The 22,069-nt window shown below is 58.5% G+C and carries 17 protein-coding genes and 1 pseudogene; 4 read left to right on the top strand and 14 right to left on the bottom strand.

All coding sequences use genetic code 11. The annotated features are described in order from the left end of the window. The first annotated feature begins 198 nt into the window (after positions 1 to 198). Entirely contained in the window at positions 199 to 972 is a 774-nt protein-coding gene (fabG, locus tag DOU54_RS25705; protein ID WP_004445966.1) for a 3-oxoacyl-ACP reductase FabG, read from the top strand. 58 nt (positions 973 to 1,030) lie between these two features. Here fabG and DOU54_RS25700 read toward each other — a convergent pair whose 3' ends face one another. The 6 genes and pseudogenes from DOU54_RS25700 to DOU54_RS25670 all read right to left on the bottom strand — a co-directional run bounded on the left by DOU54_RS25700 (position 1,031) and on the right by DOU54_RS25670 (position 7,938). Beyond that, on the bottom strand, positions 1,031 to 2,359 hold the full coding sequence (locus tag DOU54_RS25700; RefSeq protein ID WP_072493355.1) for an aspartate aminotransferase family protein: 1,329 nt from the start codon (positions 2,357 to 2,359) through the stop codon (positions 1,031 to 1,033). A gap of 10 nt (positions 2,360 to 2,369) precedes the next feature. Then, on the bottom strand, positions 2,370 to 3,359 hold the full coding sequence (locus DOU54_RS25695) for a phosphotransferase enzyme family protein (protein WP_004445964.1): 990 nt from the start codon (positions 3,357 to 3,359) through the stop codon (positions 2,370 to 2,372). Positions 3,360 to 3,709: 350 nt separating this feature from the next. After that, entirely contained in the window at positions 3,710 to 4,807 is a 1,098-nt protein-coding gene (gene dinB / locus DOU54_RS25685; RefSeq protein ID WP_072493353.1) for a DNA polymerase IV, read from the bottom strand. A gap of 418 nt (positions 4,808 to 5,225) precedes the next feature. Beyond that, positions 5,226 to 6,080 (bottom strand): bifunctional aspartate transaminase/aspartate 4-decarboxylase, encoded by an 855-nt coding sequence (locus DOU54_RS25680; protein WP_286079965.1) that lies wholly within the window; start codon positions 6,078 to 6,080, stop codon positions 5,226 to 5,228. Positions 6,081 to 6,126: 46 nt separating this feature from the next. Then, positions 6,127 to 6,915 (bottom strand): annotated as a pseudogene (locus DOU54_RS25675) (aldo/keto reductase); the annotation flags it as partial. Positions 6,916 to 6,945: 30 nt separating this feature from the next. Continuing rightward, positions 6,946 to 7,938 (bottom strand): MBL fold metallo-hydrolase, encoded by a 993-nt coding sequence (locus DOU54_RS25670; RefSeq protein WP_113732108.1) that lies wholly within the window; start codon positions 7,936 to 7,938, stop codon positions 6,946 to 6,948. Positions 7,939 to 8,094: 156 nt separating this feature from the next. On the opposite strand from DOU54_RS25670, the gene DOU54_RS25665 reads away from it, so the two are divergent. Further along, positions 8,095 to 9,021 carry a LysR family transcriptional regulator gene (locus tag DOU54_RS25665; RefSeq protein ID WP_113732049.1) on the top strand — a complete coding sequence of 309 codons (927 nt, stop codon included), beginning with the start codon at positions 8,095 to 8,097 and terminating at the stop codon, positions 9,019 to 9,021. Between the two features lie 71 nt (positions 9,022 to 9,092). Here DOU54_RS25665 and DOU54_RS25660 read toward each other — a convergent pair whose 3' ends face one another. Together DOU54_RS25660 and DOU54_RS25655 are read right to left on the bottom strand one after the other, a co-directional pair. Next, entirely contained in the window at positions 9,093 to 9,749 is a 657-nt protein-coding gene (locus tag DOU54_RS25660) for a nucleotidyltransferase family protein (protein ID WP_113732048.1), read from the bottom strand. A 366-nt stretch (positions 9,750 to 10,115) separates the two neighbouring features. After that, positions 10,116 to 10,859, bottom strand: a complete 744-nt coding sequence (locus tag DOU54_RS25655) for an AraC family transcriptional regulator (protein WP_113732047.1) — start codon at positions 10,857 to 10,859, stop codon at positions 10,116 to 10,118. Between the two features lie 308 nt (positions 10,860 to 11,167). Between DOU54_RS25655 and leuA the strand changes: the two genes are divergently transcribed. Next, positions 11,168 to 12,838, top strand: a complete 1,671-nt coding sequence (gene leuA, locus DOU54_RS25650; RefSeq protein WP_113732046.1) for a 2-isopropylmalate synthase — start codon at positions 11,168 to 11,170, stop codon at positions 12,836 to 12,838. Positions 12,839 to 13,179: 341 nt separating this feature from the next. Here the strand turns inward: leuA and DOU54_RS25645 are convergent, their stop codons facing one another. The 4 genes from DOU54_RS25645 to DOU54_RS25630 all read right to left on the bottom strand — a co-directional run bounded on the left by DOU54_RS25645 (position 13,180) and on the right by DOU54_RS25630 (position 18,107). Beyond that, positions 13,180 to 15,483 carry a xanthine dehydrogenase family protein molybdopterin-binding subunit gene (locus DOU54_RS25645; protein WP_113732045.1) on the bottom strand — a complete coding sequence of 768 codons (2,304 nt, stop codon included), beginning with the start codon at positions 15,481 to 15,483 and terminating at the stop codon, positions 13,180 to 13,182. Then, positions 15,480 to 16,469, bottom strand: a complete 990-nt coding sequence (locus tag DOU54_RS25640; RefSeq protein WP_022563127.1) for an FAD binding domain-containing protein — start codon at positions 16,467 to 16,469, stop codon at positions 15,480 to 15,482. Before DOU54_RS25640 ends, DOU54_RS25645 begins: the two co-directional genes overlap by 4 nt. Next, a complete protein-coding gene (locus tag DOU54_RS25635; protein WP_022563126.1) occupies positions 16,466 to 16,999 on the bottom strand; it encodes a 2Fe-2S iron-sulfur cluster-binding protein in 534 nt (177 codons plus the stop codon). Before DOU54_RS25635 ends, DOU54_RS25640 begins: the two co-directional genes overlap by 4 nt. A gap of 118 nt (positions 17,000 to 17,117) precedes the next feature. Next, entirely contained in the window at positions 17,118 to 18,107 is a 990-nt protein-coding gene (locus DOU54_RS25630; RefSeq protein ID WP_113732107.1) for an XdhC family protein, read from the bottom strand. Positions 18,108 to 18,335: 228 nt separating this feature from the next. On the opposite strand from DOU54_RS25630, the gene DOU54_RS25625 reads away from it, so the two are divergent. After that, the gene (locus DOU54_RS25625) at positions 18,336 to 18,917 is read left to right on the top strand and encodes a TetR/AcrR family transcriptional regulator (RefSeq protein ID WP_193603460.1); all 582 of its coding nucleotides are present in this window, start codon (positions 18,336 to 18,338) and stop codon (positions 18,915 to 18,917) included. A 98-nt stretch (positions 18,918 to 19,015) separates the two neighbouring features. On the opposite strand, the gene ggt is transcribed toward DOU54_RS25625, so the two are convergent. Both ggt and DOU54_RS25615 read right to left on the bottom strand, forming a co-directional pair. After that, positions 19,016 to 20,773 carry a gamma-glutamyltransferase gene (gene ggt, locus DOU54_RS25620; protein ID WP_113732044.1) on the bottom strand — a complete coding sequence of 586 codons (1,758 nt, stop codon included), beginning with the start codon at positions 20,771 to 20,773 and terminating at the stop codon, positions 19,016 to 19,018. Between the two features lie 362 nt (positions 20,774 to 21,135). Further along, positions 21,136 to 22,059 (bottom strand): LysR family transcriptional regulator, encoded by a 924-nt coding sequence (locus DOU54_RS25615; RefSeq protein ID WP_113732043.1) that lies wholly within the window; start codon positions 22,057 to 22,059, stop codon positions 21,136 to 21,138. Positions 22,060 to 22,069: the final 10 nt, after the last annotated feature.

Raw genomic sequence — 22,069 nt, 5'->3', positions numbered from 1 at the left:
CGGAGCGTGATTGGAGCGGTAGCACCCGGAGGCGAACGTGACTTCTGCAAAAACGGAGTGCTAAACGCCTAATATTACTGTGCATTTGTTTTGTGCAGGCAGCGCCGGTAGTGTGCCGATGTTTTAATCTGACGCCTCAAATTAAAGCAGTAGCGGCACGTGAATTTGTGGAAATTGCAACAAAAAAGTGAGTGGAACATGTTGAAGTCACTGCAAGGGAAAACGGTCATTGTCACCGGCGCAAGCCGGGGGATTGGCAAGGGCATAGCATTGCGTTTCGGGGAGGCCGGCCTGAACGTCCTCGTTGTCTCGCGCAGCCAGGTCGATGCCGACAGGGTGGCGTCCGAAATCGGAGCCAATGGCTCGGGATTTGCCGCGGATGTGAGTACAGAGGAGGGCTGCAGGGCGATGGTCGATGCAGCCATAACCCGCTATGGCGGCGTCGCGATCCTCTGCGCCAATGCCGGCATCTTTCCGGCGGCTAAGCTGGGCGAAATGACGGCAGCCGACTTCGACCAGGTGATTTCGACCAATCTTAAAAGCACCTTTTTCAGTGTTTCCGCCGTTTTGCCAGCAATGACGAAGGCTGGCTCAGGCCGTATCATCATAACCTCATCAATTACCGGCCCGATCACTGGATATCCCGGCTGGTCGCATTATGGGGCGAGCAAGGCGGGCCAGCTCGGTTTCATGCGCACGGCTGCGATCGAACTGGCGCCGAAGAACATCACGATCAATGCGGTCATGCCGGGCAATATCATGACCGAGGGGCTTGAGGACAACGGCCCAGACTATATCGCCGCGATGGCGGCCTCTGTTCCGTTGCGTCGTCTTGGCGCGCCGGCGGATATTGCGAACGCCGCTCTGTTCTTCGCATCTGAAGAGGCTGCCTACATCACCGGTCAGTCAATTGTTGTCGATGGCGGCCAAACCCTTCCGGAATCGCTCGGAGCGCTCGACGCGATGGGCTGAAACCGGAAGAAGTCCGGGCGACATCGTCGCCCGGTGTACCTGAAAGATTTCAGGCGGCTCAACGCGCGTTCAGGATGCTGTCCAGCGCAGCCGAAAAAAGATCGGCATCCTCATTCGAAAAACACAGTGGCGGGCGGATCTTCAGCGTTGCGCCATACTTGCCTGCTGCCCCGATCAGGATACCGTTTTGTTTTAATTTATTGATCACTGTCGTTGCGAACGCCGTGTCCGGCTCCCCCGTGGCGGGGTCGACAAAATCGAGGCCGATAAAGAGGCCGGCCCCCCGCACGCCGCCGATGACCGGATGTCGGGTTTGTAAAGCCTGGAGCGATTGCTGGAAATGACCACCGACAGCGGCCGAACGTTCGATCAGATTTTCTTCCTCGATCACCCTGAGTACGGCATGGCCAGCGGCGGCCGCCACGGGATTGCCGCCGAAAGTATTGAAGTATCCGGTTTCCTCGCAAAATCTCTGGAGTAAGTCAGGTCGCGTTACGACGCCACCCATCGGGAAACCGTTCCCCATTGGCTTGCCCATCGTGACGATATCGGGCGTCACGCCGTGGCGCTCGAAGCCCCAAAGACTGCCTCCCGTCCGGCCAAAACCCGGCTGGACCTCATCGGCGATCAACAGGCCGCCGGCACGGTGCACCACATCTGTCGCCTCCCTGAGAAAGCCGGCAGGATCGGCGTAGATACCGTCGCTTGAGAAGATTGTATCAACGATCAAGGCGGCGAACTTGATGCCGCGCGATTTGAGTTCGTTAATCGCCTGTTCCACAGATGCGGCAAAGCTTGCAGCAACGCTCATGCCGTCACGGGGCGACGGCGCCGGAATGACCGCCACAAAGGGTGCGGGCTTGCGCTTGCGCAGGGACGAGGGGGAAATCTCGGTCACCAGCGCAGTATTTCCGTGATAAGCTGCTTCGGTGACGACGAAACCTTCGGCGCCTGTTCCGATGCGGGCGATGCGCATGGCGAGGTCATTGCTTTCGCTGCCGGTGCAGGTCAGAACCACATTGCTGAGCGCCGCCGGGAATTTTGACAGAAGCTCTTCGCTGTAGGACTCGACGACGCGGCTGAGGTAGCGCGTGTGGATGTTGAGTTCGCCAATCTGGCGCGCAACGGCCTCGACCACCCGTGGATGGCAGTGGCCGACCGACGGTACATTGTTGTAGACGTCGAGATATCTGCGTCCGCCGGCGTCATACAGGTAGGCGCCCTGTGCACGGACCATCTCGATCGGCTGCTCGTAAAAGAGCACGGATGACGCTCCAAAAGTTGCCTGGCGCTTGGCGACGCGCTGCGTAAGTTCAGCCGGGAAGCCCTCGGCACGGCTCGCATCAAAACGGTTGAGATCTAAAATTTCCTTGGTGGCGACGCTCATCGGGCTCTCCTCAACGGTGTTCGGCCAGATAGCGCTCCGCGAGCGCCACGGTACCATCGGTATAGCCTGTGCCCATGGATTGGGCCGTCGGCGTTTCAGCATGGGAAGCGATCCACGCGGTGAGTTGCATGCGGCGAAGCATGATGAACATCGGCAGGGCCGCCTCATGTTGCTCATCGAGAGCGGTGACGCGCCGATAGCCTTCGAGCCAGGCGGCTTTGAGGTCGGGGATGAAAGGCTCATGTTCCATGAAGCTGATCGAGGCTGCAAAATCGTAGGCGTACCAGGACAGACCGCAATCATCGAAATCGATCACTCCCAGTCTGCCATTATCGACCAGAAGGTTGGCGGCGCGCATGTCGCAATGAACGAGGCCGAAGCGGTCCTCACCATAGCCGTAGGCGGAGGTCTGGGCTTCGAGCAGCTTGTGCGTTCTCTCTAAAACGGACTTGCCGCCGAGCGTCAGTCCGAGGGCGTCACGCCAGTCACCCCAATAGGCACCGTCCCCCAGAATTCGGTTGAAGCTCCATGTCTTGCGGACGAAGTTCTCCGGTCGCGTCCATCTGCGGCTGTGGGCGTGCAGTTTCGCATTGATTTCACCGAGTGTCCTGTACCAGTGGACAAGGTCGGACTCAGCATCTGGCTCCTTGCCCGCCATATATTCGAAGGCGACGGCATGGCGCATTGTTTCGCCGTCCGAGAAGACTTGAAGGAGGCTGCCGTCGTTTGCCGTGACTGGCCGCGGCGTAACAACCACCCCATCTTGCCGTAGCGCATCAATCCATGCGAGCTCGGACAGTATCTCTGCTTGGGTATGGTAGTCAGGGCGATGCACACGCACGATCAGATCGCTTCCAGTGGTCTCATCAGCGATACGGAAGGTCGCGTTCTCGGAAATCGTCAGGAGCGTCAGGGTTGCATCCGGCGAGACGCCCCATACTGGTGAGAGGTCCTTGAGGCCTTGTCCCAACCTGGAAAGAAAATCTGTATGATACAACATTTATCGCGCCCGTTTTGATCATGATTGGCAAATCCAACAATATTAATGTTGGAATTGCAACATTTAATCCAAACCCATTGATGTTTTTGGATGTTCAAAGCGGCTGCTCGTCGCGACGTTCGCGACATCATCGGAAGGCTGATGAACATCAGTGGCGTGGTGACGACCGCCCGGCGTCCGGTCGCCATCAGCGGCCGCCTCGGCGCTCCGGGGGCGATCGATCAAGGTCGCCGCTTCTCGGATACTGCTCTTTCCTCGCTTTGCCTGCGGAGGCAGCGACGCGATCAAGCCGACCCAGCTGACGCGCACGTCGCCTAAATCAACTCAGGCCCCGAAGCACATTCTTCTGATCAAAAACCCAGGCCCAGCTGCGATTGGTCCTCGTATTCAGCCTCTTTGTCATTGGTGAGCGACGACAGCGTTACCCCAAGGAGCCGGACCGGCCGTCTGAATGGATAGACACCGGCCAGCAGGGTATTGGCCGCGTCTAGAATGTCTTCGGCGTTCGAATAGGGGATGGCATTTGTCCTGCTCCGCGTCGCCTGGGTGAAGTCGGAATATTTGATTTTCACGGTCACCGTCTTGCCGCTGAAACCCTTGGCCTCGCAATAGGACCAAACCTTTTCCGCAAGTGGCCGGAGTTCCCTGGTTGCGAGCTCGAGGTCATCGATGTCCGCGGTAAATGTATCTTCCGCGCCGACCGACTTACGCACGCGGTCCGGTCTGACCTGCCGCTCATCGATGCCCCGGGCAATGCCATAGAAATACGGACCGGACTTCCCGAAATGCTCAACCAGAAAAGGCAAGGATTTTGCTTTCAGATCCGCTCCGGTCTCGATACCAAGCCGGTGCATCTTTTCCGCCGTAGCCGGGCCGACGCCATGGAATTTCTTGACTGCGAGCTGTTCGACAAAGGCCGGACCGTTCTTCGGCGTAATCACCGCCTGACCGTTCGGCTTGTTCAGATCGGACGCCATTTTGGCCAGGAACTTGTTATAGGAGATGCCGGCCGAAGCGTTCAGCCCGGTCACCGCCTTGATCCGGGCGCGGATTTCCAGAGCGATTTCAGTGGCAATTGGCATATCCTTGAGATTTTCGGTGACGTCGAGATAGGCCTCGTCGAGCGACAGAGGTTCGATGAGCGGCGTATATTCCGCAAAAATCTCGCGTATCTGCTGGGAGACGGCGCGGTAGACTTCAAATCGTGGTTTCACGAAGATCAAATCAGGGCATTTTCGAGCCGCCGTGACCGACGGCATTGCCGAGCGCACCCCAAATTCCCGTGCCTCGTAACTTGCTGCTGCAACGACGCCACGGGCAGCCGCTCCGCCAACAGCGAGGGGTTTGCCGCGCAGTTCAGGATTGTCGCGCTGCTCAACCGAAGCGTAGAAGGCATCCATGTCGACATGGATGATTTTCCTGACGGCTGAGGCGGTGGTGAGGTCCATTGCAACCAAGTTCGCGGATAGAAACGAAACAAGAACATAACAGCTTGCGATGTGACATCCAAGTCACCATTCGCAGTTCGGCTCATAATGGTGTTGCCGGAACGGAAGCGACGTCGTCTGGTTACGACGGGTTTCAGAACCCATACATTGCCGAAATCGGTCAGGGTGGCATCCCAGGAGGCGCGGACAAATTTGCGAGGATCGTATACCGTGCAATTCACTCTCCTTATGGCGTGTCCATGCTGTGAGGTTAAGATTTAGTTTGGCGGCGTGCCGATGAACCTGTTCATGATCACGATTGGCACGACATAGCCGTTGTCCACGATGAGGATCCGCGAGAGCACTCTTACACTCTCTTGATCATCAGGGTGGTCGGCGACAGAGGCGTCCCGCCATCTGGACGATGGCAGGAAGCGCGTTATCGATGCGTTTGCTGGAATTTCGCGTAGTACTCGTCAGCCATCTTACGGAGCGATCGGCCAATCGCCGCGTACTCGTACTCGTTGAGATTGGCAAGCGACGCCCGACCAGAAGGGTGCTGGGTTCCAAAGCCGCGTCCCGGCAGCAAAACGATTCCGGTCTCATCGGCAATTCTGAACAGCAACTCGTTCGGCGAAAATTCGTGTCTGACCCATGCTGCGAACTCGTCGCCAAAAAGCCGGCGGGAAATCTTCTCAAGATCCAGCAAGGTATAATAATCGACCGAATTTTCGTCGTCAGGAGTATCCAGGCCGAGCTCAGCATACAGGGCTGCCTGTCTACGCCGGATAAGTCGCTTCAGTGTTTTCTTGTAGTTGTCGTTTTCGTCCATAAGCGCGAATAACGAAAACAGCACCGTTTGGACCTGCTGAGGCGTTGAGAGCCCTGCGGTGTGATTGAGCGCCACGGTACGGCTGTCAGCAACCAAGCGGTCGATAAACCTCAATGTGGAAACGTCTGTGACAATCGATGAATACCGCCTGTCGAGCGACGCTTTGTCTTCCTCCGGCAAGTTCCTGATCGCTTGATCGATCACGTTGTCCCGTCTTAATGCGATGGTTCCCAGCCGCCAACCCGTAGCTCCGAAGTATTTCGAGTAAGAGTAGACCAGGATCGTGTTTTTTGGGCAGACGGAGAACAGCGATTTGAAGTCGTCCGCGAAAGTCCCGTAGACGTCGTCGGTTAATATCATCAAGTCTGGCCGATGATTGTCGACGATGTCGGCGATCTTTTCCAGGCTCCGTTGATCGAGCTTTACCGATGGAGGGTTGCTTGGGTTGATGCAGAAAAAGATCTTGATCGAGGGGTCTTTAAGCTTTTCGAGTTCGGAGTCCGGATACTGCCAGCCAGGGAAGCGGTTGCCCCTCGACGACCTTCATCAAACGTGCCTTTTCCAGCGGTAGATTAATGAGGACGCCAACGCCCTTGTCGGCGGCGGCTGGAAGGAGGCGTCGCTCCGCATCGCGATTGAAGATCGAGTAGTTCGTCTGAATGAAATCGACATCGTCGCGTTGAACAATCGCCAGCAGCTGGTCCTGTGCCGCCGACTCGTGATGGGTCACGCCGACATGCCGTATAAGACCTTCCTTCTTCCATGCCTTCATCAGCGGAATAACGACCGGCGCATTGGTGATGCTGTGGCATTGCATCAGGTTGATCGTGTCACGCCATGTCCGCATGCGTGACTGCCGGAAGCTTTCAACGGCATGGCTTTCGTCTCCGAGATATTCTCCTGTCGACCAGACCTTGTTGGCGAGGAACATCTCATCCGATCCCTCAAATTCGCCCATGAACTGACCGACGCTGACCTCCGCCGAGCCGTAGAGAGGCGATGTGTCGACCACGCGACCGCCTGCAGCGACGTATCGCTCAAAGACCTGTCGCAGGGCATCGCGGCGATCCCCGGGCTTTAGATCAAATGTCAGAAAGGTGCCGAGACCGAGGGCTGTGACCCGTTCCCCGGTGCGAGGCAAGGTCCGGGTCAGCACCTCCGGGTTCGAGGCAGATGCGGCCGACGACACGTTCGTGCCTTGAGCCTGCGCGGTAGTGCTGCTGGCGAGTGCAAGTCCGGTTGCCGCCGCACTCACCGTGCCGAGAAAGCCGCGACGATTGATCTTTGACTGATCCATGGGAGATTTCCTGCTCGATTGTTGTTGACGTCAAGACTGCCAGTTGGCGGGGACCCAGGCATAGCCGCCATCGGTCTTCAGCATCCGGCCAAGACCGGGGAAAGGATAATGAAAGCCAAGAACCGGCATACGCTCGGCGGCCGCCCTGTCAAATATGCGACGACGGGAGGAAAGGGCTGTTTCCTTATCGCGGTCGGGGCCTGGCAACCAAGGCCTGTCGACGTTGACGACAGGGTGATAGGCAAGGTCTGCCGTCAGCAGCAGCTGGTCATTTCCGGAATGAACGAGGAAGGTCGCCATGCCGGGTGTGTGGCCAGACGCGACGATCGTCGCCAGACCCGGCGCAATCTCGGCGCCGGCCTCATATAGTTCAACATCGTTCCTGAAGGGTTCGAGGCTGTTCTTGATGTTTGCCGCAAATCGTGTCCGGAAATCCTCCGGGACAGGCATGTAGGATAGGTCCGGATCGGTGCGGACAAAGAAGTCCCAATCCGCCCTCGGGACAAAGACTGTGGCACGAGGGAAGGCCTTGCCACCGTCTGCAGTTCTTAAGTTGCCGACATGATCCGGGTGGGTATGCGAGATAACGATCACATCAATGTCAGCGGCATCGAGACCGATTGCCGCGAGGTTATCGAAGATGCGGCCACCGTTCGGACCCATGGTCTTGCCAGCGCCGGCTTCGATCAGAATCCGCCGGCCACCGGTTTCGATCAGCAGCGTGTTGAGATTGAGTGTCATGTGGTCGGTCGGCTGAAATGCCTTTCGCAGCACATCCTGAAGCTCGGCCTCCGGGGCATCACTGGCGTAAATGCGTGGCGGACCACCAATCACTCCATCGCTCAAGACGGTTGCGCTGATCTCTCCCACCCGAAAGCGATAATAACCGGCATTGCCGGCCGCCGCTGAAGCTGGCTGGGCGCGGGCCTTGCCCGGGCCGCCCAGGCTTGGGAGGATCATGCTTGACGCGCCTGCAACCGCGGACAGCATGATGGCACGTCTGTTCAGAGTGAAGGCGTTCATCTTTCTTTCCTCTTTCATTGAGCGCACTGCCTCGGTTTGCCCCTCAATGGGCAGAGGTGCACCAGAGCGCAGGCCTTAACTCAGGGAACCATGACATGGCGCCATTGATCTGATAACCTGCATTAACTTTATCAACTTGATTAGAAAAACTTAGCAATGGACCCTGTTCGGCTAGACAGCTTCGACGAGTTTGTCGCCATCGTGCGCTGCGGCGGCTTCCGCGCCGCGGCATTTGAACGGGGGGTTTCTTCATCGGCCTTGAGCCAAACGATGAATGCTCTGGAGGAAGCTCTGGGCATCCGGCTTCTTAATCGAACAACGAGGAGCGTGTCTCCGACCGAGGCAGGGCAGCGTCTTCTCGAGCGTCTTGCGCCTGCGTTGAGCGACATCAGGCTCGCCATCGCAGAGGTCGATGAATTACGCGATAGCCCGTCGGGGACCCTCAGGATCAACGCGCCTCCGCCTGCAGTCGATCACTTCCTCTGCCCACTGGTCTTCGATTTTATGGAGGTATACCGCGAGGTGAAGATCGAAATTATCAGCGGCGCGGCCGTCATAGACATCGTGGAACAGGGTTTCGATGCCGGTGTCAGGTTCGGCAAGCAACTGGCGCAGGATATGATCGCTCTGCCGCTTGGTCCTGCACTTCGTTATGCAATCGTTGCTTCTCCTGATTACATCGAGAGGTGCGGGCAACCACAGACGCCGCACGAACTTGTCAGTCATGACTGTGTCAAACGCCGCTTTCCCGGCGGCACGCTGGTCACCTGGCGATTTGCCGAGGGCGACGAGGAAATTGAAGTCACCCCAACCGGCCGCCTGAAGGTCAGTTCGGCGCACAATGAACTACAGGCAGCACTTGCGGGAAGAGGTATCGCCCATGTCTTTGATGACTACGCCAAGCCGTACCTTCAGGATGGTCGACTGGTGGAGTTACTCCCCGACTGGAGCCCGACCCTGCCGCACTGGTTCCTGTATTATCCCAGCCGCCGCCTTCCGAGCGCGGCCATGCGTGCGTTCCTCGACTATATGAAGAACTATAAATGGGAGAGGGCGAGATCGTCAATCTACAGGGCTTCGTAAGGGTCCCTGACATTGCACTGATGAACAACGAGCGACGGGTCTTGCTACGGTGACCGACGATGGCGCTGGGACTAACCTTTCAGCGTTCCGCCCGCGGCGTGTATCGCATAGGGCGTGTCTACGTCGAGCAACGCACCTTCTCCGATCTCCACATAAATGATGGGTAGGCCGGATGTTTCTATGATCCGACGAGCCCCAACATCGCCTTCGAGGTGGGTGACGGCCTCAAACAGCGATTTAGGAAGTATTACGGGATTCCCCGGCTTCCCGTTTCCCGTCGCACGTACAACCGCTTCACCATCGGTCGTTCGAAAAGCCGCAATAAGCCGATCGAGATCGCCGCTTGCCAAGCCCGGCATGTCGGCAAGCTGGACCAGAACTGCATCCGCTCCCCGAGCATGGCAGTGTGAGACCCCCGCCGCAATCGAGGTCGCCATGCCGCGGCCGTATAGCGGGTTTTCGAGACACTCGACTTCCAGGCCATCAAGCGAAGCTTCGATTTCAAGCCGGCGGTGCCCCGTTACCACGACCACACTGTCGGCAGTCGAACCGAGCGCAACCTGCGTAGAACGTCGTATGAGAGCAACGCCGTCAAATTCCGCAAGCAACTTGGATGCACCTGTCTCTCCCATGCGACTGGAACGCCCTGCGGCGAGCAGGATAACGAAAACACGGGGTCCGACAGGGCGTTCTTTGGGCGGCGGCTCATTGTCGTCTCTGTTAGACACAGTTTTCCTCCCATGGTTTGCGGGCTTTCCATGAGCCTCTGTGACGAGGCGCTGCTGGAACCTGCAATATCGTATGGACGTGATCAATGGCTGGATTCCGCGGGGAGCGAAAGTCGTGCATCTCGTCGCTCAGCAACCGTTCGGTCTGTCGGTTTAACCTCGCGGGTTTGGCGGACCCGTTACGGCGTTCAAGTTGTTGACTGGCGGTGGCGATGCGGGTTGCACAGGGGTGGACGGATCAGCGCGACAAGCCGAATTCAGCCTCATGCGGGATTGACTGCAACTGAATTGCGGAGGCTTGATCGTCTGGCATGCAAACGCGCAGTCGATGCGCTAAACGAGGTGATGACCAGAATCCGGTCTGGCTTAAAAATAAGTGCTGGGCGGGCACCCGAGTGATCGGCGAAACACGGCAGAAAAAGCGCTTGGGCTATTGTAGCCACACTCAAGGGCGACATCGAGGACGCTTCTGCCTTCTGCCAGCATCGTCAAGGCATCAAGCATCCGGGCCTGTTGACGCCATTGCCCGAAACTCATGCCGGTTTCACGCCTGAATGTCCGCATAAAGGTGGCTCTGCTCATGTGAAGCCTGGTCGCTGCATCTTCGATGGAGAGATTTTCCGCCAAATTGGTACGGACCTGCTCGCACATTTGCGCCAAGCCGGAATGCTTCGGTATCGGCAGGTTGAGCGGCTGCGCTGGCTGAAAGGAAAGTTCCATCAGGAGCAGCCTGACGACGGCGTCCGCTTGCTCCCGACTTTGTGGCTTCTCGGCAAGCTCGGCAAGTTTCAGAATCAATTCCCGCAAAAGAGGGGTGATCGTCACCACAAGGCATTCGTCGGGAAGCCCCCCTATTCCGCTTGTGTCAATCAGAAGTGACCGGAACTGCACGCCTGCATGGCTCGACGTTTCGTGCGCCAGCTTGGGCGGTAGCCAGACCGCCCGGCTTGGCGGAACGACCCAGGTGCCGCGATCCGTCCTGATCGATACAACCCCGCTGACGGCATATAGAAGCTGAGCCTCTTCGTGACTGTGCCTTGGCCCCGAAAAGCGGTTTTCGTCGTGGGTGATGACGGCGATCTCGTTGGTAATGTTTATGCCGCTTTTCAAAACTGATCCTTTTGCGACGATCGATGATCATCCGGCGTTAGAATATCAGCTTCGCGCTCACTACGGTAGGCCATCTAACAGCAGAGAGTTTTCGCCAGGTGACCGACCGCAACCGCCTTATTGACTGCATCGAAGAGCCGTGTCCTGCGGCGCTCGGCGTGGCCGTTGGACGCGCGGCCCATGCGTTTGCCTGTTTAACGGTTTGCGACGTGTTGCGACTTACCGGCGATCGTCGGGCCTGACGGCTTCTCGGCGATCGTAATGGCCGTGTCGAATCCTTCACAAAACGCATCGCAACGGATCACGCCATGTTGACCAATCCTGAAATCAAATACCGCCCTTTCGTCTCTCCCATCGAGCTGCAGGACCGCAGGTGGCCGTCCAACCGGCTCACGAAAGCGCCCCGCTGGTTGTCCACCGATCTGCGCGACGGCAATCAAGCGCTTGCCGATCCGATGGATGTGGAACGCAAGCTACGCTTTTACGACATGCTGCTCGCCGTAGGCTTCAAGGAAATTGAGATCGCCTTTCCATCGGCGTCACAGACCGAATTCGACTTTGTCCGTGCGCTGATCGAAGAAGATCGGATTCCCGACGACGTAACGATTCAGGTGCTTACCCAATCCCGTAAAGATCTTATTGTCCGCACCTTCGAAGCGCTCGAGGGCACGCGCCGGGCGATCGTTCACCTCTATAACGCAACGGCTCCGCTGTTCCGCCGCGTGGTCTTCGGGATGGAGCGGCATCAGATCATCGATCTGGCCGTCACCGGCGTCACGGCGATGCTGGAGGAAAGCCTGAAGCGACCCGACACCCACTGGACCTTTCAGTATTCGCCCGAAACCTTCTGCTTCACCGAACCTGATTTTGCGCTTGAGATTTGTGAACGGGTGTTGGACGTTTGGCAGCCGACCTCCGAACGTCCAGCGATCCTCAACCTGCCGGCAACGGTCGAAGTCGCGACACCCAACGTTTATGCCGACCAGATCGAGTGGTTCGGCCGCAACATCTCGCGCCGTGATGCGGTGGTTATCAGCGTGCATCCTCACAATGATAGGGGAACGGCCGTGGCGGCGGCCGAGCAGGCGTTACTTGCCGGGGCCGACCGTGTTGAGGGATGCCTGTTCGGGAATGGCGAGCGGACCGGCAATGTGGACCTGGTGACGCTGGCAATGAATTTCTACACCCAAGGGATCGATCCGAAACTCTATTTTCCCGCGATCCGCGATGTCGTGAATACCGTCGAGCATTGCAACGGACTGCCGGTGCACCCGCGCCACCCCTATGCCGGCGAACTGGTGCACACAGCCTTCTCGGGCTCGCACCAGGACGCGATCCGGAAAGGGTTCACGGCCCACAGAAAGCGCAATGACGGTATCTGGGAAATGCCCTATCTGCCAGTTGATCCGGCGGACATAGGCGAGACATACGAGGCAGTCATCCGCGTCAACAGCCAGTCCGGCAAAGGAGGTATTGCCTGGGTGATTGAACAGGACAAGGGTTTGAAACTGCCGCGCTCCCTTCAGATCGATCTCAGCCGCCGTGTGCAGGAGTTCGCTGAGAGCACCGGCAGGGAAATCACGGCCGCTATGATCTGGTCGATCTTCGAAGATGCTTACCATCTAACCGGGCCGCAGCCGTTTGAACTGGTTGATTATCAGGATGAAAGCCGTCGGAGCGCCGGGAAGGAACGCGTTTTTGTCGGGCGCATCCGTCACAGAGGTCGTGTGATTGCGATCACAGGTCGTGGGAATGGCCTGATCTCCAGTGCGGTCTCGGCGCTGGAGGAGGGCTGTGGGGTGACGTTGGAAGTCCTCGACTATCACGAACATTCTCTGAAACGCGGCGCGAATTCCCAAGCGGTCGCCTACCTGGAATGCCGCACTCGTGATGGCGTCACGGTTTTCGGGATCGGCATCGACGATGACATCGCCACGGCTTCGGTCAAGGCCGTCCTCAGCGCAGCCAACAACGGCTAACCTCTCGCTATGACTGCCGCGTGATCCGCCCAGGAACAAACGAATGCCGTAGGTCATGCCCGGAGCGCTAAGGAGGCCGCCAGAGCGGCCAACTCGACGGTATGCAAACCGCAAAAAACCATAGGCGAAGGGTAATGCCGGTGGTCTCTGCGCTCTTTGCCGATGGGCAGGGCTTACTGCCCATCCAGGCAGACAGATTTTGTGAACCGTTTACCGACATTGCTGTCGCTTGCAGGCGGGGTCGAGGTCCAAGCTGGACCTCGAATTTTGGCGCTCCGTGTCGGCGGCGAGCGGTTTGGACCGGGGCGGAAATGCTGAGGGCGTTGATGTTGTCGAACGCGTCAGTCGAGACCGGCCATCAGCTTGTCCAGGGTGACGGGCAGATCGCGAACACGAATACCCGTTGCGTTATAGACTGCATTTGCAACGGCTGCGCCGACCCCTGTTATACCGATTTCACCGATGCCGCGTGCGCCCATAGGCGCCTGCGGGTCGGGCTTGTTGGTGTAGAGGATTTCAATAGGCGGTACGTCCATCTGCACCGGCACATGATAATCCGCCAGGGAGGCGTTCACGATGCGTCCAGTCCGCTCATCGAAATAGGTTTCTTCGGTCAGGGCAAGCCCGATGCCCATTATGATGCCGCCTTTGAATTGGCTGGTCGCCATTTTGGGATTGAGGATCTGCCCGGCGTCGAAGGAACCCAGGAAGCGGGAGACGCGCGTCTCGCCGGTGAGTGCGCTGACGCGCACCTCGCAGAACTGCGCACCATAGGAATGCATTGAAAAAGCTTCCATTTCGGCTGGGGCTGGTGCCTCTGCCTCGCAGACGAACTCTTCTCGACCCGCCCTCTGGAGGATCGATTGGTAGCTCTCAAACCGGCTGCTATCGTTCACATGCGATAGCCCACCATCTCTTGCCTCGACTTCAGGAAGCGACAGCCCCGCAAGGGGCGAGTCATTCCCGGCAAGCTTGATCAACTCTTCCATGAAGACCTCGGTTGCGGCAATGATCGCCCCGCCTATGGAGGCGGTCTGAGTGGAGCCTCCGGCGATCACGCCTCTCGGCAGTCTGCTGTCGCCATACTCGAACGTGACATGCTCGAGCGGCAGGCCCAGTCGTGCCGCCAGGTGCTGCACCTGAGCCGTGGCGGTGCCCATACCCATGTCATGGACGGCCGTCGACACGGTAACATGGCCGTCTGCTGTCAGCTTGATCCGGGCCGCGCCGCCGGGAAAGCGATGGTAAGGATAGGTCGCGGTGGCGCATCCCATGCCGATAAGCCATTCGCCTTCACGTCTTTGACGTGGTGTCCGGCTCCTTTTATCCCAGCCGAATTGCTCTGCGCCCTTGTCGTAAGCCTCGATGAGATAGCGCGACGAGAACGGCTTGCCGGTCGTCGGGTCCTTTTCCGGCTCGATCCGCCGGCGCAGCTCGATGGGATCCAGTTCCAATTTCTCCGCGAGTTCATCCAGTGCACATTCAAGTGCGAAAGTCCCGACGGACTCGCCCGGCGCACGCATGAAAGTATTTGCCAGCATGTCCAGATCGGCGACATCCTGACCGATGCGGAACGTTCTGGCGCCATAGAGATGGCGGGCCGGAAAGGTGAATTGTTCCGGACAGGAATTGTGCGTCGTCATCGCCGCGGTTCCGGTGTGGATCAACGCATTAAGTGTTCCATCGGTCCTGGCACCCAAGGCCACGCGCTGTTCGGTTACGGTGCGACCGCCGATGATCCTGAAGACACCTTCCCGCGACAGCATGATGCGCACGGGGCGCCCCGCAAGTTTGGCTGCCGCGCAAGCCAGGATATGATGATCCCAGAAACATTTCCCACCGAAGCCACCGCCGACATAGGGCGAGGTTACATGGACCTTGCTGATATCGAGCCCGAATATATCCGCGAGCTGGCCTGTGGTGAGGTCTAGCAGCTGGCTCGCGTCATGAACGCGCAGCTCATCATCGTTCCAGACGATCGTTGCTGCATGCAGTTCTATGGCATTGTGATTGTGTCGTGGTGTTCTGTAGATGAGATCGACCTTCACCTCCGAATTTGCAAGCGCGGCTTCCGCGTCGCCGATTTCAACAAATGGAGGCTGACCAAGCAGGTTTTCGAGCTGCCTGGGCGATTTCTTGGCTTCATCGAAGGACGTGACCGCCGGCAGCAGTTCATACTTTGCCGTGACCAACGATGCAGCGTAATCCGCCTGTTCCTGCGTTTCGGCCAGAACCAGAGCGATCGGCTGACCGTTCCAGTGGATTTCGTCGTTTTGCATGACGGGAAGATTGCTCGCCCCGGCAGCTGTCGGAGACGACATCATCAGCGACGGCGCCTTCATTCTCGGTGCGTTTCTGTAGGTCATGACGAGAATGACGCCGGGTGCGGCCTCCGCTGCGCTCACATTCAGCTCGGAGATGCGACCGCGGGCAATGGTGCTGAAAGCGAGCGCCGCATAGCTGATGTTGTCATAGGGAAATTCCGCCGCAAATCGCGTCTTGCCCTGAACCTTCATGGGACCTTCGATGCGCGATATGGATTGCCCGAGGGCGCCATGTTTGCGCAGCAGCGGATCTTTCGTAACGGCAGGTTGCCAGCGACCTTGTCTGCCCGCTTCCGGCAGCGTGTGGGTATCAGCGCTCATGCGTTTTCTCCCTTCAGTTCTTCCAGAACGGCGACAATAGTGCGTTTTGCCAGTTCGATCTTGAAAGCATTGTCTCGTAAACCGACAGCGTCCGCGAGTTCGGCCTCCGCCGCAGCGCGGAAACTCTTCGCGTTTGCCGGCTGGCCTTTAAGATGCGATTCAGCCGTGAGAGCGCGCCACGGCTTGTGCGCGACGCCGCCGAGCGCCAGCCTCACGTCGTTCACGTTACCTGCGCTATCGACATCAAGCGCCGCGGCGACGGAAACGAGAGCGAAGGCGTAACTCGCACGGTCCCTGACCTTTCGGTAAGCGGATCTTTTTGCAAAAGGCAGCGCTGGGATTTCGACGGCCGTGATGAGCTCGTCCGGATGAAGTGCCGTTTCTATCTGGGGTGTGTCGCCCGGCAGACGGTGAAGATCGCGCAGCGGCAGGCTGCGCGTGCCGGATGGCCCCTCAAGGTGCACCATTGCATCCAGTGCGACGAGCGCAACGCACATGTCTGAAGGATGGGTCGCGATGCAGCTTTGAGATGCCCCAAGGATTGCGTGGTAGCGGTTGAAACCTTCCAGCGCGTCGCAGCCCGAACTCGGTTCACGCTTGTTGCAATGGGCGGCATTGTCATAGAAATACCGACACCGGGTGCGTTGGAGGATATTGCCTCCGACCGTCGCGACGTTTCGAATCTGCGCGCTTGCTCCTGCCAGGATGGCCCGGGAGAGAACCGGGAATTGGGTCCGCACCGCGCCATGGGCCGCGAGCGCCGTGTTCTTCACCCCCGCTCCGATCAGCAGGCTGCCATCGGTGCGCTGTTCGATGTTGCTCGATAGCCGCGTGACATCGATCAGCGTTTCCGGTCTTTCGACCGTCTCGCGCATGAGATCGACAAGATTGGTGCCGCCGCCCAGATATTTCGCCGCCGGCCCGGCCTGTTTGAGCGCGATCGCCGACCCAGCATCAGATGCCTGGTGATAGGAGAAGATATTCATGCCCGTGCCCTCTCATCGGTTTGGACCGCCGTCTGCTGCACCAGCGCTTCAGATATGGCTTCAACGATGCCGTTATAGGCTCCGCAGCGACAGAGATTGCCGCTCATGCGTTCGCGAATCTCGGTGTCGTCGACGGCGATGCTGTCGCTCGAAAGATCGGCGGTGACGACGCTCGGAATGTTTCGTTCAATTTCTCCCGCCATGCCGACGGCGGAACAGAGTTGGCCGGGTGTGCAATAGCCGCATTGAAAGCCGTCATGCTCTATGAAGGCTTTTTGCAGGGGATGAAGGTTGCCGTTTGCGGCGAGGCCCTCGACAGTCGTGATGTTACGCCCCTGATACTGGACCGCGAGCGCGAGACAGGAATTGATGCGCTCGCCATCCACCAGAACGGTGCACGCGCCGCATGCGCCTTGATCACACCCTTTCTTGGTGCCGGTAAATCCCAGATAGTTGCGCATGAGATCAAGCAGCGAAGTGCGGATGTCTGCCTCGACCTCCACTGCCGTTCCGTTGATGTTAAATCGCATTGGACATCTCCCTCGTCTGAAGGCCCGCGCTGGAGGATCTGTCGCGGCACCCATGGAACTCACGGTAATGGTTTGCCTGTGACCAGCCGTCGGCTTGTTGATTCGACGACCTTCTGCTCTAGCTGTTTGTTACGTTGAGCTGTCGCGACGCTGCGATGTCGGCGATGACCGACAGCGCCAGTGACTGAGCGTCTCTTGCCCGCCCGAAAACGCCGATTGGAGCCTTGATCCGGGCGATTGACTCATCCGAATGACCCCTCTGGCGCAATCGCTCGACGCGTTTCTCATGGGTGCGGGAACTGCCGAGTGCGCCAATGTAAAAAGGCGATGCGCGCAGAGCGGCCTCAAGTAACGGGATTTCCCGATCCAGGTCATGCTGGAGAACTGCAACGGCCGTGTCGGGATCAATCAACGATACATCGATGTTGGTTCCCGGCGAATCCTCAAGGAGAACAACGTCGTATCCTGCAGCTCTCGCGACGCTGACGGCGTTTTCCACTTCGAGCGAGCGCCCGGAAAAAACCGTCCGTACTTTTGGCCGATAGTGGGTGACGAAGACATCGCCATCCCAGCCGGTCGGCTTGCTCTGGAGGCCGGGCGAAAGTTGCTCGAGACCCGGTGCATAACAAAGAGATGCGCATTGCCGGTGATCGACCTGCATGTTGGTGGAACAGAGCGGTTCAACGTTCCTGACAAGATGAATCGCAACCGTAATGCCGCCTCCGCAGGGCAGCACGATATCGAAGAACGGCGAGCCTTCGCCCAGCATGACGAAGCGATCATGGCCGCTCTTCATCGCTTGCAAGGCTTCGGCGGCGATAGCCGCTTCCGTGCATCCGCCAGAAACATATCCGCAGTACCTGCCATCCTCCGCGACCGCCATATGCGCGCCAAGCGGCCGGGACGAGCCTCCGCGTATTTCCACCAAGGTGCACAGCGCCACCTCAAGCCCTGCCTTCATGGTCTCGATGGCAAAGTTCAGGACGTCGTAGGCCCTGTCAGTGGAAAAAGCTTGCTGCGGTGTTGCCAAGATTGAGGCATCTGCACTGCGACGCAACCAATCTGCGGGATTATCGTTATGTCTGATGCTATCGGCCGATCGTGTCATAAGTGCCTCCTGCATTGTGACATCAGAATGAGCGACAGAAGGTTAAGTTCCTCAGGAACTCTGGAGTTGTCGGGAGCTCATCAGCGCCAATCGTTGATTTCGGCATGACATCCGCCTCATATCTGATTTAAAGAAGCGAATGGCGCACCCATAAACGGAGGCGCCTCCGTTTAACTTAGTGGCTTGCAGTCGTCCGTCAAGCTATTTTTTAATGGAGCGGCCTTTCACGTGCCCAAGGAGCAGACGCCTCCGGTTGAACCGGCCCCTTTGCGTGCAGACGCCCGGCGAAATCGGGAAAAGCTGATTGAAGTCGCGGCGCTGGCATTTTCAGAGCAGGGCGCGGCGGCTTCGCTGGAAGATATTGCCAGGCGTGCAGGCGTTGGCATAGGGACGCTGTACCGGCACTTCCCGACGCGCGAACATCTGGTGGAGGGCGTCTATCGGCGCGAGCTGGAAATTCTTGCGACGGCCGCGCGCGACCTGATCCGGGGAGAAGAGCCCGCGAAAGCCGTTGAAGAATGGATGAACCGGTTTGTTAGCTACATGGCGGCAAAAAGGGGCATGGCCAACAGTCTGAAACTCCTGTTCACCTCCAACTCCGCCCTTTTTGCGGAGGGCTCGAAGCTGTTGCATACGGCGTTCGAGGAGCTACTCGACAATGCCGTCAAGGCTGACGCCGTAAAGGGAGACATCGCAGGTGCGGATGTCCTGAACGCGCTCTTCGGCATCTATTCCATACCGGAAGGGCCGGATTGGCGTGACCGCGCGCACAGGATCGTCCGGCTGGTCATGGATGGGCTGCGGCGTTAGTCAGGTATCCAGATCATATGGGAACTGTCGCCTCGTGCCTGCAATCTTGGCGGATAGACACCCTCCACGCTGTTCTGGTGCTCGTGGCCGTGACGCATTCACTCTCCGACAACGGCTCCCTCGCGCCGGGGATCGGCGCTGCCGGCCAACCCCTTGGGGGTCATCTCAATGGCATGCAAACCGGAATTCATTTCACCCGGTTTTACCTCGTAACCCAGCGCCTTGAGCGATCCCACCAGATCTTCTGCGCTGGTGCCGGCCTCGATATCGTATGTGCCAAACCGGTTGATGAGATGTGGCTGGGCGACGATCGCCTCAACGGGCATGCCCCAGTCAATGTAGGCGATCAGCGCCTGTGCCACATAGCCGATGATCTGGCTGCCGCCGGGTGAACCAATGGCGAGCAGGGGTCTTCCATCCTTCATCACGATAGTCGGGGCCATCGACGAGCGCGGCCGTTTACCGGGCTCAACGCGGTTGGCGACCGGCAGGCCGCCGTCGTGAGTCTTGAACGAGAAGTCTGTCAACTCGTTGTTGAGCAGGAAACCATTCGTCATCAGACGCGAGCCGAAGCCGTTTTCGATTGTCGTCGTCATAGAGACCACATTGCCGTCCTTGTCGGCAATGACAAAATGGCTCGTGGAGGGCAACTCGAGCGCCGCATCCCGGCCCAAAAGGAGCGCGTGGTCCCATTCAGGCTCGCCGGCCTTGACGGCATCCTTGGCCAACGCCTTGTCGCCATCGAGCAGCTTTGCCCTTTCGCTTAGGTAGCTCTTGTCCAGCAGGCCCTTGATCGGCAGGGGGACGAAATCGGCGTCAGCGACATAACGCTCGCGGTCGGCAAAGGCGAGGCGTTGCGCATCGCCGATAATGCGCCAGCTTTCGACATTCTTCGGCCCCAGGCTCTTCAGGTCGAAATTCTCCGACAGGCCGAGTATTTGACCGATGGCGACGGCACCCGAAGACGGCGGTCCCATCCCGCACACATCAAGAGCGCGATAATTGAAGCAGACCGGTGCGCGCTCGATCACACGATAGTTGGACAGGTCGGTCAGCGACAAGACGCCCGGATTGTCGGCGGCTTCGCGCACGGTCTTGACGATCGCCTCGGCGATTGTCCCCTTGTAAAAAGCGTCGGCGCCGCCTTTGGCAAGCACGGCAAGCGTTTCGGCATAGGCCGGGTTCTTCAACACGGCACCGGTTTGCAGGGCGGCCCCTGAGGCGTCGAAGAAATATGACCGGGCTTCTGCATATTTCTTCAGCCGGTCGCCCTCCGAAGCGATGAGGGAGGCAAGACGCGGTGACACTTTGAACCCCTCGGTCGCCAGCTTTTCGGCGGGCTTCAGAAGGCTCGCCCATTCCGCTTCTCCATACCGTTTATGGGCTTCCTCCAGAAGTCGCACCGTTCCCGGCGTGCCAACGGAACGGCCGCCAATGACTGCGTCCAGGAATTTAAGCGGCTGACCTTTATCATCCAGGAAGAGCTTAGGCGTAGCTTCCCGTGGCGCCGTCTCGCGGCCGTCCAACGTCGTCAACTTGCCGCTTTTTGCATGGTAATAAACCAGGAAGGCACCGCCGCCGAGACCGGAACTCTGCGGTTCGACAAGGCCCAGCACGGTCTGCACCGCCACCATCGCATCTATGGCGTTTCCGCCCGCTGCGATCACCTCGCGTCCCGCCTCAGCCGCGAGCGGATTGGCCGCGGCGACCATGAAGCTCTTTGACTCGACACGTCTGGCAGTTGCAGCTCCCGTCGCTTTTTCGGGCGCGACAGTGTCAGAGGCCTGCTGAGCGGAGGCAATTGCGGTGGAGAGCACCAAAGCGAGGACAGTCCCACCGAGAAATCTCGTTTTCATTCGCCTTGTCCTCCAGCGCGGCGCACCGCGTTAACATGAGAAGAGCATCCAGCTGAGCCGGCAGGCCAGTGAATCCCATAATGGCCGAGGCAGGGATGGTTGCCCGAACTTTCTCTTCGCTCTCGGAAGAGCCGGCCTCTGCCCGTGACGCCATTCAGTGACGGACCGTAGCGTCGCTCTATTGCTGCACTATGATGACTGTTTCGGCCTGTGTCCATCATGCCGGAAGGTGACACATGCGTTGAGGGCGCGTCATGGAGCCTTCGCCGCCAGCATTATCGCGGTGGTGATTTGCCTGAGTGCCAGTTGTCTTGCGTGATCGGTCCGCTGCCGGACAATCTCATTCTGGTCTCGGCCCCAGGTCAATCCTCAAGAAGAATGGCGTCGCTCAGGAGCTCCCGCTTAAGCAGTGCCTCCAACCAGTCTATGAAGACCTGCAAACGATGGGAGAGGTGCTGCCTGTGTGGATAGAGCAGCGCCATGGGCAGGGATTGGGCCCTGTAATCCGGCATCACCTCGATCAGGGCGCCGTTTTGCAAGTGATCTCGGACGTCGTAGGCAGGTATCTGAATAAGACCCATTCCTGCCAGACAACATGCAATATAGGCCTCTGCACTGTTGACCGTCACGCGGGCACGCATAGACATCGAGCGAACGGTGTCGTTTTCCAGCCATTCCCAGCTTTCAATTCTCCCCGTGGAAGGAGATGCGTAGTTAATTGCCCAATGTTGCGACAGATCGTCCGGGGCGAAAGGTGTGCCATGCGCGGCAAAATAGGCTGGGCTGCCGACGTTGATGAGTGGCAGCCTGCCTATCTGTCGCGCGATCAAACCGGAGTCGGTCAAGGCACCGACCCGCAAAACACAATCCACACTCTCTTCAATGAGATTGACTGCGCGGTCGGTAACCCTCAGCTCGATATCGATCAAAGGGAATCGATGAAGGAAATCCGGCAAGGCCGGCGCGATTATCAACCGGCCGATCCGGCCCGGAACGTCGATCCTCAGCCTGCCCGATGGCCGTGAGATGGTTTGTCGGAAGATGTTCTCGGTGTCCTCGACATCCGAGACAATGCGCTGGCACCTCTCGTAAAAAGCCAACCCATCCTGCGTCGCTGAAACCTTGCGGGTGGTCCGGTGAAGCAGGCGGGCGCCGACCCGCGCCTCCAGTTCCAGAACGGCAGCCGAAACCGTAGACCGTGGCAGGCCGAGTGTGTCTGCTGCACGTGTAAAGCTTGAGCACTCCACAACGCGGGCGAACACACGAAAGAGGTCGATGCGATCCACAAGAGCCTCA

The sequence above is a fragment of the Agrobacterium sp. MS2 genome (genome assembly GCF_003261015.1).
GTDB lineage: Bacteria > Pseudomonadota > Alphaproteobacteria > Rhizobiales > Rhizobiaceae > Agrobacterium > Agrobacterium pusense.
Note: the sequence above shows the minus strand (reverse complement) of the source record. Positions and strands in the feature narration are given on the sequence as shown.